General features: G+C 70.2%; 13 protein-coding genes. 9 read left to right on the top strand and 4 right to left on the bottom strand.

The window, feature by feature from the left end:
• Positions 1-131 precede the first annotated feature (131 nt).
• Positions 132-506 carry a DUF6476 family protein gene (locus tag AC1HC7_RS15425; protein ID WP_479495722.1) on the bottom strand — a complete coding sequence of 125 codons (375 nt, stop codon included), beginning with the start codon at positions 504-506 and terminating at the stop codon, positions 132-134.
• Positions 507-603: 97 nt separating this feature from the next.
• Between AC1HC7_RS15425 and AC1HC7_RS15420 the strand changes: the two genes are divergently transcribed.
• The gene (locus AC1HC7_RS15420) at positions 604-1,626 is read left to right on the top strand and encodes an RluA family pseudouridine synthase (RefSeq protein WP_479495723.1); all 1,023 of its coding nucleotides are present in this window, start codon (positions 604-606) and stop codon (positions 1,624-1,626) included.
• 96 nt (positions 1,627-1,722) lie between these two features.
• On the top strand, positions 1,723-2,622 hold the full coding sequence (rpoH, locus tag AC1HC7_RS15415) for an RNA polymerase sigma factor RpoH (protein ID WP_479495724.1): 900 nt from the start codon (positions 1,723-1,725) through the stop codon (positions 2,620-2,622).
• A 101-nt stretch (positions 2,623-2,723) separates the two neighbouring features.
• Here the strand turns inward: rpoH and AC1HC7_RS15410 are convergent, their stop codons facing one another.
• Positions 2,724-4,100: a choice-of-anchor Q domain-containing protein gene (locus AC1HC7_RS15410; RefSeq protein WP_479495725.1), complete on the bottom strand. Its 1,377-nt coding sequence runs from the start codon at positions 4,098-4,100 to the stop codon at positions 2,724-2,726.
• A gap of 173 nt (positions 4,101-4,273) precedes the next feature.
• Positions 4,274-5,050: a sulfite exporter TauE/SafE family protein gene (locus tag AC1HC7_RS15405; protein WP_479495726.1), complete on the bottom strand. Its 777-nt coding sequence runs from the start codon at positions 5,048-5,050 to the stop codon at positions 4,274-4,276.
• Positions 5,051-5,204: 154 nt separating this feature from the next.
• On the opposite strand from AC1HC7_RS15405, the gene mdh reads away from it, so the two are divergent.
• The 4 genes from mdh (at position 5,205) to AC1HC7_RS15385 (ending at position 9,020) form a co-directional block, all read left to right on the top strand.
• The gene (gene mdh / locus AC1HC7_RS15400) at positions 5,205-6,167 is read left to right on the top strand and encodes a malate dehydrogenase (protein WP_479495727.1); all 963 of its coding nucleotides are present in this window, start codon (positions 5,205-5,207) and stop codon (positions 6,165-6,167) included.
• A 212-nt stretch (positions 6,168-6,379) separates the two neighbouring features.
• On the top strand, positions 6,380-6,994 hold the full coding sequence (leuD, locus tag AC1HC7_RS15395) for a 3-isopropylmalate dehydratase small subunit (protein WP_479495728.1): 615 nt from the start codon (positions 6,380-6,382) through the stop codon (positions 6,992-6,994).
• A gap of 24 nt (positions 6,995-7,018) precedes the next feature.
• Positions 7,019-7,813: a hypothetical protein gene (locus tag AC1HC7_RS15390; RefSeq protein WP_479495729.1), complete on the top strand. Its 795-nt coding sequence runs from the start codon at positions 7,019-7,021 to the stop codon at positions 7,811-7,813.
• A gap of 10 nt (positions 7,814-7,823) precedes the next feature.
• A complete protein-coding gene (locus tag AC1HC7_RS15385) occupies positions 7,824-9,020 on the top strand; it encodes an endonuclease/exonuclease/phosphatase family protein (RefSeq protein WP_479495730.1) in 1,197 nt (398 codons plus the stop codon).
• A 102-nt stretch (positions 9,021-9,122) separates the two neighbouring features.
• Here AC1HC7_RS15385 and AC1HC7_RS15380 read toward each other — a convergent pair whose 3' ends face one another.
• Positions 9,123-10,127 (bottom strand): NAD(P)H-binding protein, encoded by a 1,005-nt coding sequence (locus AC1HC7_RS15380; RefSeq protein ID WP_479495731.1) that lies wholly within the window; start codon positions 10,125-10,127, stop codon positions 9,123-9,125.
• A gap of 102 nt (positions 10,128-10,229) precedes the next feature.
• On the opposite strand from AC1HC7_RS15380, the gene AC1HC7_RS15375 reads away from it, so the two are divergent.
• From AC1HC7_RS15375 to AC1HC7_RS15365, 3 genes are read left to right on the top strand one after another with little or no spacing between them, the layout of a single operon-like run.
• On the top strand, positions 10,230-11,183 hold the full coding sequence (locus AC1HC7_RS15375; protein ID WP_479495732.1) for a LysR family transcriptional regulator: 954 nt from the start codon (positions 10,230-10,232) through the stop codon (positions 11,181-11,183).
• 15 nt (positions 11,184-11,198) lie between these two features.
• Entirely contained in the window at positions 11,199-11,942 is a 744-nt protein-coding gene (locus AC1HC7_RS15370) for a hypothetical protein (protein WP_479495733.1), read from the top strand.
• A 24-nt stretch (positions 11,943-11,966) separates the two neighbouring features.
• Positions 11,967-12,746 carry a hypothetical protein gene (locus AC1HC7_RS15365; protein ID WP_479495734.1) on the top strand — a complete coding sequence of 260 codons (780 nt, stop codon included), beginning with the start codon at positions 11,967-11,969 and terminating at the stop codon, positions 12,744-12,746.
• The last annotated feature ends 39 nt before the right edge of the window (positions 12,747-12,785 follow it).

Genomic DNA, 12,785 nt, shown 5'->3' with positions numbered 1-12,785 from the left:
CCGCGGCGCCGCCGCGGCGGGCGCGGGGTTCGGGGCGCGGGGTTCGGGGCGCGGGGTTCGGGGCGCGGGGTTCGGGGCGGGGGGTTCGGGGCGCGGGGGTCGGGGCGTGGGGTTCGGGGCGCGGGCCGGCGTCAGGGGCGGCGGATCTGGGTTTCGCGCAGCAACGCGCCGCTGGCCTTGTCGAACACCATCAGCCGTTCGATCCCCGCGGCGTCGCGGGTGGCCACCAGCAGGCGCGGGCCGTCGCCGCCCAGCGCCACGATCGCGCGCCCCGCAGGCAGGTCGATCGCCCCGGCGGACAGGATCGGCCATTCGACGGCCCCGACCGCGGCGGCGGGCGCGGGGCCGCGGGTCAGGCGCCAGGCCAGCGCGCCGGCGATCACGATCATGCCCAGCGCCAGCACGACCATCAGCAGCGTCACCATGCGGCGCAGATTGCGCAGGCGGGGCGGTTCGGGAAAATCCTCCTCCTCCTCGCGCGCGCTTGGGGGTAGGGTCTGGCGCATGGCGGAACAATCCTCGGAACATGACGGTTTGGCGAATGACGATGCGGCGGGCGGACCCGCGACTGACGGGACGGATGAAGGGGCGGGAAACGGCGCGGTGCGCCTCGTCATACCTGAATATCTGGCGGGGGAAAGGCTCGACAAGGCGCTTGCGACATTGGCGCCCGAGGGATCGGGGCTGTCGCGCTCGCGCATCCGGGCGCTGATCGAGGCGGGCGCGGTCGCCGGGCCGCCCGGCGCGACCGCCGCGCCGCGCGCCAAGGCGCGGCCCGGCGACGTCTGGCGCATCCTCGCGCCGCCGCCCTCGGATCCGGTCCCGCGGGGCGAGGCGATCCCGCTGGACGTGATATATGAGGACGCGCATCTGATCGTGGTGAACAAGCCCGCCGGCATGGTGGCGCACCCCGCCCCCGGAGCCCCCGACGGCACGCTGGTCAACGCGCTGATCGCCCATTGCGGCGACAGCCTGTCGGGGATCGGCGGGCAGCGCCGCCCCGGCATCGTGCACCGCATCGACAAGGACACCTCGGGCCTGCTGGTGGTCGCCAAGACCGACGCGGCGCATCAGGGGCTGGCGGCGCAGTTCGCGGCCCATGATCTGGAACGGTCCTACATGGCGCTGTGCTGGGGGGCCCCGGATCCCGGCGATCCGCGCCTGCGCGGCGTCGAGGGGCTGAGCGTCGAGAAGGGCGGCTGGCTGCGGCTGGAGACCCATGTCGACCGCCATCGCGGCGACCGGCGGAAAATGGCGGTGACAAAGACCGCCGGGCGGCGCGCGGTGACCCGGTTTCGGGCGACGGAAATCTTCGGCCCGGACGTTAAACCCATAGCGGCGTTGCTGGAATGCCGGCTGGAGACCGGGCGCACCCACCAGATCCGGGTGCATCTGACCCATGCCGGTCACGCGCTGATCGGCGATCCGGTCTATGGCCGCGCCCGCGTGACGCCGCAAAAGGCGCTGACGGATCGCGCCCGCGCGGCGCTTGGCGGATTCGCGCGCCAGGCGCTGCACGCGGCGACCCTGGGCTTTCGCCATCCGGCCAGCGGCGAGGCGATGCGCTTCAGCGCCCCGCCGCCGGCTGACATGGCGGCGCTGCTGGCCGATTTGCGCGCGGGGTGACCGCGGGATAGGGTTGGTTTCCGCTGAAACAGTTGCGCCGGGGGCGATCGACGCCCATCTGACGGGATCGAACCGCACGCCAAGTGACGGAGGGACATGATGAGCTACGCAAGACTTCCCGCCCCCTCGCCCGAGCAGGGCCTGAGCCGCTACATGCAGGAAATCCGCAAGTTTCCCATGCTGGAGCCGGAAGAGGAATACATGCTCGCCAAGGCCTGGGTGGAGCGCGAGGACACCGAATCCGCGCACAAGCTGGTGACCTCGCATCTGCGGCTGGCGGCGAAGATCGCCATGGGCTATCGCGGCTACGGGCTGCCGACGGCCGAGGTGGTGTCAGAGGCCAATGTGGGGTTGATGCAGGCGGTGAAGCGCTTCGACCCGGAAAAGGGGTTTCGGCTCGCCACCTACGCCATGTGGTGGATCCGCGCCTCGATCCAGGAATACATCCTGCGGTCCTGGTCGCTGGTGAAGATGGGCACCACGGCGGCGCAGAAGAAGCTGTTCTTCAACCTGCGCAAGGCCAAGAACCGCATCGGCGCGCTGGAGGAAGGCGATCTGCGCCCCGAGAACGTGGCCAAGATCGCCAAGAACCTCAATGTCTCGGAAACCGAGGTGATTTCGATGAATCGCCGCCTGTCGGGGGGCGACGCCTCGCTGAACGCGCCGCTGAAAAGCGACGGCGACGGGGTGGCGGAATGGCAGGACTGGCTGGCCGATGACGACGCCGACCAGGCCGCCGCCTATGCCGAGCAGGACGAACTGGAAAGCCGCCGCGAATTGCTGCTGGAGGCCATGGGCGCGCTGAACGAGCGCGAGCGCTACATTCTTACCGAACGCCGCCTGAAGGAGGACCCGGTGACGCTGGAACAGCTGTCCAAGGTCTATGGCGTCAGCCGCGAACGGGTGCGCCAGATCGAGGTGCGCGCCTTCGAGAAGCTGCAAAAGCGCATGCGTGAACTGGCCGCCGAAAAGAACATGATCCCCTCGGTGAGCTGACGCGCGGCGACGCTTGCGGCCCCCCCCCCGACGCGCGGGTCGCACGGGTCGCACGGGTCGCGCGGGTCGCGCGCGCAGGGGGCAGGGAAGCGGGGCCGCGCCTATTCCCCCGGCTGCATCTCGTAGGCGCCGATATCCGTGCCCGCGCCGGCCGGGCGGGGTTTGCCGCGGATGTCGGTTTTCAGGCCCGCGACCGGCGTGCCGGCGTCGCGCGCCGCGCTGCCCGGGCGCAGGCGGAAATCGCCCCGCCCCGGGGCGCGAAACCCCGGGCGCTGCCTGGCCGATTCAAGATTGCCGGATATCAGCGCCATGGCGTCCAGCGCTTCGGGCGTCGCCTTGGTGCGGCGGTCGCCGCGGCGGATGCTCGAGGCGATGTTGTTGATGATCAGGTTGTCCCGCGACATGCCGCGCTTGATGTGCTTGTGGTGGCGGATCCAGATCCAGGGCGATTTTCTGGCGGTCGCGGGAACCAGATCCGCCATGGTGTTGTTGATGATGCGCACCCGCCGCGCGCCCATGACGGTGATGCCGTGCCAGTGTTCGGTGACGATCAGGTTGTTGGCGATGGTCCAGTCTTCATACATGCCGTCGAACATGCCGATCCCCTGCAGATCGCAGCGCAGCGGGGCGTCGGGGTTTTCATGGGCGAGGATGGTGTTGCGCAGCACCCGCCCGCCGCGCAGGGCGCCGCGCCCGGGCTTGCCCTTGCCCTTGCCCTCTATCTTGCCGATGGACCAGGCCTGGATGCCGTCATCATGGTTGCGATCCACCGCGTAGCAGTTCTTGATGACGTTGTCGGCGATCAGCGCGTTGTCGCCGGCGATGCGCATGCCGTCGCCGGAGAATTCCCGCACCGCGTTGTTCCTGACCGTCACCCCCTTGCCGAACACCGCCACCCCGTGGCGCACGAAGCTGATGTCGCTGTTGATGAGCCGGTGCCCCGCCCCCCCGAGCCGCACGCCGTTCCTGGCGCGGTCGAGCCAGTCCTGCTTGCCCCAGCGGCGGCCCGTCAGGTTCGAGGTGACCGTGATCCGGTCGAAGACCAGCCCCCGGGCCTTGCCGGTGACGTGGATGATGTAGCGCCACAGCGGCTCGGCCGGGCCGTCGCTGGCGAAGGTCAGGCCCCGGAACGCCCAGGCCCCCGCCTTGTCGATGCGCAGGTGGCGCAGCACCGGTTTTTCGCCGGGCGCCGGGCGCAGGGTGACGGGCTGGGTGAAATCCTCGCCGGCGATGCGGATCGCCTTGTAGACCCCGTCATGCAGCAGCAATTCATCCCCCGGCGCCAGCCCCCTGTAGGTGAGCGCAACGCGCAGATCCCGCCATGGCGCGCGGGCGGAGCCGTCGCCCTCGCGCGGCGCGTTGGGATCCACGTGGTATTCGGCGGCGCGCCCTGGCCCGGCGGCAAACGCCGCGAGAAACGCCGCGAGAAACGCCGCCGGCAGCGCGCGCGACGCGTGCGGAAAGATGAGCGAGGCCATTGGGGGTCTCCGGTTCCGTCGATGGATCGGGCGGCGATTGGCGCGCCGTTCGGGTCAGGAGTATCAGGCGGGCATTGGGGCGAAGTTGCGGCGCCGCGATGAGCGTTGCGTGAGCGCGGGGGCGCGGGCGCGGGCGGGGGGGCAGGGCCGGCGCGGATCAGGCCGCTCCCGCCTCAGGACAGCAGCCCGGTCACGCCCTCCCATGCCAGCTTGGCGCCGGTCAGCGTCAGCAGCAGATAGATCATGCGAAAGAACCAGGCGTCGGCCAAGCGGCGATGCGCCCAGACCCCGATCAGCATCCCCGCCACCGCCGCCGGCAGCAGCCACAGCGACGCGGCGATGGTGTCCCGCCCGATCAGCCCCAGCGCCAGATAGGGCGGCAGCTTGACCAGATTGATCCACCAGAACACCAGGATCGTGGTCGCCTGATAGCCGGTCTTGCCCAGCCCGCGCCCCAGAAGATGCACCGCCGCGGGGGGGCCGCCGGCGTGGCTCACGAAACTGGTGAAGCCGGCGACCAGCCCCCAGAACCGCGCATGCCAGACCCGGAATTCCTGCGCCCGCCCGGCGCCGAATCCCCGGGATCGGGCGAACTGGAAGGCCACGAAGCCCAGCGCCACCATGCCGATCAGCAGCCGGATCGCGTCCGCGTCCGCCGCCGCGTAAAGCGCCGCGCCCAGCGCCACCCCGGGCAGGCCGCCCAGCATCAGCGCCCTGGCGTCCCGCCAGCTCCAGCCGCGCCAGTAGGCGCGCAGCCCGGTGGCGTCCATGACCATGAGCAGCGGCAGCATCATCCCCACCGCCTGCTGGGGCGGCAGCGCCAGCGCCAGCAGCGGCGTCGCGGCGAAGGCCGCGCCCGACCCGAAACCGCCCTTGGAGATCCCCGCCACCAGCACCGCCGGCACGGCAAGCAGCCAGAACACCGGGTCCGAAAGCTGGATTTCGGTCATGGATTCCCGCCCCGATTCCCGCTCCGGCGCCCGGATTTTCGCCATCCCGCCCCGGGCGTCCCATCGGCGCAGCCGCCGGGTTCGCCCTTGCGAGCCTCGCCGATAGGGAGTATCCCCCGGCGCTGAAATCCATCAATCGCGGGAGAGTGAGAAGATGTCCAGAGCCAAAATCGCGCTGATCGGCGCCGGCCAGATCGGGGGCACGCTGGCCCACCTCGCCGGTCTGAAGGAACTCGGCGACGTGGTCATGTTCGACATTGCCGAGGGGATTCCCCAGGGCAAGGCGCTCGACATCGCGGAAAGCTCGCCCGTGGGGGGCTTTGACGCGGCGTTTTCCGGGGCCAACGACTACGCCGCCATCGCCGGCGCCGATGTCTGCATCGTCACCGCCGGCGTGCCGCGCAAGCCGGGCATGAGCCGCGACGACCTGCTGGGCATCAATCTCAAGGTGATGAAGGCGGTGGGCGAGGGCATCCGCGAACACGCCCCCAACGCTTTCGTGATCTGCATCACCAACCCGCTGGACGCCATGGTCTGGGCGCTGCGCGAATATTCCGGCCTGCCGCATGAAAAGGTCGTGGGCATGGCCGGGGTGCTGGATTCGGCGCGGTTCCGCTATTTCCTCGCCGAAGAATTCAAGGTGTCGATCAAGGACGTGTCGGCCTTCGTGCTCGGCGGCCATGGCGACACCATGGTGCCGCTGGTGCGCTATTCCACCGTCGGCGGCATCCCGCTGCCCGATCTGGCGGCCATGGGATGGACCAGTCAGGAAAATCTCGACGCCATCGTGCAGCGCACCCGCGACGGCGGCGCCGAGATCGTCGGCCTGCTGAAGACCGGCTCCGCCTTCTACGCCCCCGCCGCCTCGGCGATCCAGATGGCCGAGGCCTTTCTGAAGGATCAGAAGCGGGTCCTGCCCTGCGCGGCCTGGGTGGACGGGGCCTACGGGCTCGACGGCATGTATGTGGGCATGCCCACGGTGCTGGGCGCCGGCGGCGTGGAGCGGATCATCGAGATCAGCCTCAACAAGGACGAGCAGGCCATGCTCGATCGCTCCACCGACGCGGTGAAGGGGCTCGTGGAGGCCTGCAAGGCGATCGACGGCGCCCTCGCCTGATCGCCCCGTCGGCGCCGCCGGTTCGCCGCGCGAGACGGCGGCCGATCGGCGATGACGGCAATGCCAAACGGCCCCGCGGCGCGATCCGCGGGGCCGTTTTGCGTCGCGCGCGGCCCCGGCGCGCGGCAGACGCCGCGCAGTCGCGCCGCCGCCCGGCTTGCGCCCGGCCCCCGGGCGTGGTTTACGGAAGTGACCCGCGAACGGAGCCCGAGATGGACAAATTCACCAGCCTCACCGGCGTAGCCGCCCCCATGCCGATGATCAACATCGACACCGACATGATCATCCCCAAGCAGTTCCTGAAGACCATCAAGCGGTCCGGGCTCGGGGTGAATCTGTTTGACGAGATGCGCTACGACGACGATCGCAACGAAATCCCGGATTTCGTGCTCAACAAGCCCGCCTATCGCGCGGCGAAGATCCTCGTCGCCGGGGACAATTTCGGCTGCGGATCCTCGCGCGAACACGCGCCCTGGGCGATTGCCGATTTCGGCATCCGCTGCGTGATCGCGCCGAGCTTCGCCGACATCTTCTTCAACAACTGCTTCAAGAACGGCATCCTGCCCATCGTGCTGCCGCAGGAGGACGTGGACAAGCTGATGGACGACGCCGAGCGCGGCGCCAACGCGGTGCTGTCCATCGACCTGGAAAGCCAGACCATCACCGGCCCCGACGGCGGCGAGATCGCCTTCGAGCTGGACCCGTTCCGCAAGCATTGCCTGCTCAACGGGCTCGACGACATCGGGCTGACCATGGAAAAATCCGCCCGGATCGACGATTTCGAGGCGAAGACGGCCCAGACCATGCCGTGGCTGAAAGCCGGTTGACGATGATTTGAGGGGAGTTGCGATGTGAAGCGCCTGCCGGGAGCGATCGTTCGCGCTCTCCTGATCGTGCTGGCGGTGGCGGCCCCCTCGTTTCTTGTTCCGCACGCCACCATCACGTCGCGTGAGATCAGCGTCACCATCGGCGTCATCGCCGGCGCCTTCGTGCTGTTCGAATACGGCGCGACCAATCCCGGCCTGATCGATTTTCGCTTCGCGCCGCCCTTCAACCGGGCGCGATTCGCGGTGTTCACCGCGACGCTGCTGATCCTGACCTTCTTCATCCGCGCGCAGACCGGGCGGGACGGGTTTTCCGAAGAACTGCTGTCGCTGGCGGTGCGTCTGGGCGGTTATCTGGATTTTCCGCTGTCCCCGGTGCGCCTGGCGGGCAACATGCTGTCGGACCCGGCGGCGCCGGAACTGGACCCGATCCTGCGCGGCGCCGCGGCGCTCAGCTTCATCACCGGCATCGTCGGGTCGCTGTTTTTCGGGGTGCTCTTGTGGATCGTGCCCTGGCCCATGGACCGGGGGAATTTCAATCTCTGGGTCAACATGCCCACTTTCGAGATCGCCTATGGCCGCGACGTGGAGCGCCGGCTGATCCGCTGGGGGGTGATGATGGTGCTGTGCGGGCTGGCTCTGCCCTCGGTGCTGCTGCTGCTGGCCTCGGGGTCGGTGGGGCTGTTTGACATCGGCGCGCTGCTGGACCCGCTGGCGCTGATCTGGTTCTCGACCATCTGGGGGGTGGCGCCGGCGCTGTTGATCCTGCGCGGCGCGATGAACCTGAAGATCGCCCGGCTGGTGCGTCTTGCCCGGGAATAGGCGTTTCGTCATGGGGGGGCGCCGCTGCGCGGCGCTTCGCCTGGCGGCGGCGGCGGGTCTCGCCGTCGCCATCCTTCTCGGCCCCCCGGCGCAGGCCGAACCACCCGCCCCGGCGCCCGGATCGATCCGGGTCGCCACCTTCAACGCCTCGCTCAGCCGCAAGGGCGCGGGGCTGATCTGGAAGGCGCTGGCGCAGAAGAAACAGGGGCAGGTGCTGGCGGTGGCGGAGATCATCCAGCGGGTGCGCCCCGACATCCTGCTGATCAACGAGCTTGACGGCGATCCCGAAGGGCTGGCGCTCGCCGCCCTCGCCGATCTGCTGCGCGAGGGGCAGGGCGGCGCGGAGGGCGTCGACTACCCGCATCTGTGGCGCGGGCCGGTCAACACCGGGCTGCCCAGCGGGCTTGACCTTGACGGCGACGGCAAGGCGGCGGGGCCGGGCGACGCCTTTGGCTGGGGCGCCTTTCCCGGCCAATACGCCATGGCGCTGCTGAGCCGCTATCCCGTCGACGCCGCCGCGGCGCGCAGTTTCCAGACGCTGCGCTGGGCGGAGATGCCCGACAACCTGCTGCCGCGCGATCATTACGGGGCGGCGGCGGACGCGCTGCGCCTGTCGTCGAAATCCCACTGGGACCTGCCGGTGACGCTGCCCGACGGGCGGGTGCTGCACGTGCTGGCCAGCCACCCGACGCCGCCGGTCTTCGACGGGCCCGAGGATCGCAACGGCCGGCGCAACCACGACGAGATCCGGTTCTGGGCCGACTACGTGCGCGGCGCCGACTGGATGCGCGACGACCAGGGGCGCCCGGGCGGGCTGGACCCGGCGGCGCGCTTTGTCATTCTCGGCGATCTCAACGCCGACCCCGTCGACGGCGACGGGCGGACCGGCGCGCTGCGCGCCTTGCTGGCCTCGCCCCGGGTGCAGGATCCCGGCGCGACCAGCGCCGGCGGCGCGGCGGCGGCGGCGGCGCAGGGCGGGGCCAACGCCCGCCACAAGGGCGACCCGGCGCGCGACACCGCGGATTGGCGCGACAAGGGCGGGCCGGGCAATCTGCGGGTGGATTTCACCCTGCCCTCGGCCGACTGGCAGGTGACCGGCGCCGGGGTGTTCTGGCCGGCGCCGGACGATCCGCTGGCGCGGCTGGTCAAGGGCGGACGCCGCCCCGCGAGTTCGGACCACCGGCTGGTCTGGGTCGATCTGCGCTGATTTTCCGCACCTGCCGCGCCGCCGCCTGATCCGGGGTCTTTCCGGGGCTTTCCGGGGCTTTCCGGTTTTCGGGCGCGCCGCCTGAGGCGAGGCGGTCCCGTGTCAGGCCCGGGACGGCGCCGGGGTCGATCGCGGCGCCGGCATGGCGGCGCGGACCCCGATCCGCCCCGCCCCCTCCAGACAGCGGCGGATCGCCTGGTCGGTCGGCGTCGGATGAAAATCCGTCAGCAGGCGGGCGAGAGGCGCGCCGTCGATGCGATGCGGGCGGTTCCACAGGTAGCGCATGGCCAGAACCTCGCGGATCATCGGCGAGAACGGGGCGGCGATGCGCAGGGCCGGCCACGGGAAAGATCCGGGGCGCAGATCGCGCCCCGCCGCGCGGCCCATGGCGGCGATCAGCTCGGCCCCGGTCAGCGCATGGCCGCCGAATCCCAGCGTCGCGAAGGCGGGCAGATCGGCGCGGCGGCGCGCCAGCAGCTCCGCCGCGCGGGTCATGTCGGGCAGGTAGGCCCAGGCGTGGATCCGGTCGAGCGGGCCGGGATATCGCGCCCTGCCCTTGCCGATCCCCGCCGCGATGTAGTGATCGAACCAGCCGCCGCTGTCGCGATCATCGAGAAAATCGCCGCCGCGCAGGATGATCGTCCGCACGCCCTCGGCGGCGGCGGCGCGATAGGCCGCCTCCATGTCGCAGCGGATGCGCGCCTTTGGATGGTCGCCGTGATCGGGCGCCGGTTCGCGGACCAGCGCCGGCAGCTCGCGCCCGTAATTGTAGACATTGCCCGGGATCAGCACGGTCGCGCCGCAGGCCTTCGCCGCGGCGATGACGCTGACGACGAGGCGGGGCACGGCCTCGGCCCAGTCCGGATAGGGCGGGTTCAGCGCGTTGACGATCACCTCGGCGCCCCGGGCGGCGGCGGTCAGGGCCCGCGTGTCGGCGGCGTCGGCGAAGACCGCCTTGACGCCGTCGGGCGCGGCGCGGCCCGGGCGCAGCAGGGCGCGCACCCGCCAGCCGCCATGGCGAAAGGCGGTGACGGCGTGGCGGCCGAATCGGCCGTTGGCGCCGAGGATCAGCACGGTTCCGGGCGCGGCGTCAGGGGGAAGCGTCATGGCGGGGTCCTTCAGAAAGCGGGTTTCCGGGGTGGTCGCCATTGCATATGATATTCCAAAATGGATGCAAAACAGTCGATATCAAATAGAGACCATTCAATAATGAATAGAGAGACGCCCGACTGGAACGACCTGCGCGCCTTTCTCGCAGTGGCCAAGGCCGGATCCCTGTCCGCCGCCGCGCGCGCCGCGCAGACCAGCCAGCCGACGCTGTCGCGGCGCATCGCGGCGCTGGAATCACGGCTTGGCGTGACGCTGTTCGCGCGCGGCCCCGGCGGCGCCCGGCTGACCGAGGCCGGGGCCGACCTGCTGGAGCACGCGGCGGCGATGGAGAAATCCGCGGCGCGCCTGGCGCTTGTCGCCGCCGGGCGGGCCGAGGCGGTGGAGGGCGTGGTGCGCATCACCGCCAGCCAGATGGTCGCCACCTTTCAGCTGCCGCCGATCCTCGCCGATCTGATGGACGCCGAACCGGGGCTGGAGATCGAGCTGGCGGCCTCGGACGAAACCGGCAATCTGCTGCTGCGCGAGGCCGACATCGCGGTGCGCATGTATCGCCCGCGCCAACCGGACGTGATCGCGCGGCATCTCGGGGATTTCCGGCTCGGGCTTTACGCCGCCCGCGCCTATCTGGCCGGCCGCGCCGCGCCGGAAAACGTCGCCGACCTCGCCGCGCATCGCTTCGTCGGCTATGATCGCTCGGACCTGATGCTGCGCGGGTTCGCCGAGGCCGGCATGCCGGTGGGTCGCGATTTCTTCCGGCTGCGCTGCGATGATCAGGTGGCCTACTGGCACGCGGTGCGCGCCGGGGCCGGGATCGGGATCACCCAGCGCCTGGTCGGCGACGCGGAGCCGCTGGTCGCGCGCATCCTGCCGCATCTGGCGCTGCCGACGCTGCCGGTCTGGCTGGCGGCGCATGGCGATCTGCGCGGATCGCGACGGGTGCGGGTCGCCTTCGATCATCTGGCGACGCGGCTGCGCGCGCGGCTGCTTGCGCAGGCGGCCTCGACCCCTGATTGGACAGAAAACCCGGTTTCGCGTAAACTCAAGGGCGATTGATTGGAGAGATGACCGATGCTCGTCATTAAGGACGACCAACGCGATGCGCTGCGAAAGAGCGCCTTGCAGACTTTCGTCGCCAGGATGCAGGCCCATGTGCGGGGCTTCGCGCCGGAGCTGTGCGCCGCGGCCGGGGATGCTGGCGCCGACGCCTTCGTCGAGGACGGGGTGGCGCGCGCCATGGCGATCGGGCTGCGCCAGCGCGGCCCGGTGCGGCTGTGGCTGGAACTTGGCTGCACGCTGGGCCACCGGTTCGACACCGACCCGCAGCACCGCCCGATCTGGCCCGGGGACGACCCCGAAACCCTGCCCATGCCCTTCGCGCAGCACCTGCACGAGAACAGCGCCGCCTATGTGAAGGCCTGCCTTGGGGCCGACCGCGCCATCTTGTTGCGCGCGGTGCGCGGGGTGATGGAGCGGCCCCTGAAACCGGCCGGCGACGTGGACCGGCATGTGCTGGGGACGCTGGCGGCCGTCTGGCCGGAACGGCTGGACTACGCCGGCGAGGCCCCCCTGCGCGACGCGCTCGCCGCCGCCGCCGAGACCGCCGCCGCGGCGGATCTGCGCAGCCCCGAGGGGCGCACGCTCTGCGCCGCGATCTGCATCTGTTTCGGCGCCGGGGTTCTGGACGACCCGCTGTATCCGTGGATCGCCGCGCGGCTGACCGGCGCGGCGCCCGAGGCGCAGCGCGTCGACGACACGCTGAAGGCGCTGCGCCTCTACGCCGCCGAGGCCGCCAGATTGTTCGCGGCCCAGTGATGAATTCGACAAAGGATTGATGCGATGGCGCCCAACAACGATCCGTCTCCGCCCAATGGCGGCCCCGGCGACCACGCCGATTGCGACAGCGACACGGAAGAATGCCCGCATTGCCCGTATTGGAGCGAGGATCACTCCACGGAGATCAGCAAATCCACCTCCAACTGGCTGACCTCGTCCCAGTCCTCGGCGCGAACCAAGAAATGGCGGCTCGACGCCAATCTCGCCTCCGGCTCCATCACCATCACGCTCGTGTTCAAGCTGGGCACGCTGGATTCCGCGCTGACCGCCGCCATGACCGCCGCCGTCAAGACCGCGGTGTCGAGCGCGGCGCCGGGCGCCTGGTCCAACAAGCACGACATGAAGATCATCGACCCGATTTGCGGCGAAAAAACCCTGCCCGTGCGGTTTCGGGTGCTATGGAACCCCGATGACACGACTGCGACGGAGCATTACGTGGTCAACATCTCCAAGACGCCGGTGCGCTCCGGCGTTGCGACGCCGAACGTCAACCTGGATCACGACGCCGATCTCGCCGACGACGCCTGGACGATCAAGCACGAATTCGGGCACACCTTCGCGCCCGCCGACGAATATTTCTACAGCGGCGTCACCGCGGCGACCATCGACTACAAGCGCGCCGACGGCACCACCGAGACGATCACGCTGGAACCTTCCGCCTCGATCATGAAGACCCGCGGCAACACCACCGTCAGGAAACGGTTCCTGTATTTCGCCGAGATCGAGGCGCAGGCGCTGCTGAGGGCGGAATCCGGGCGCAACGTGACATGCGAAATCGTCTGACGGCGCTTGGCTTCGCGACGGGCATGGCCTGGGGCGCCA

Source organism: Oceanicella sp. (assembly GCF_056449545.1).
The sequence above is the reverse complement of the archived record's forward strand: the minus strand, read 5'-3'. Positions and strand labels throughout refer to the sequence as shown.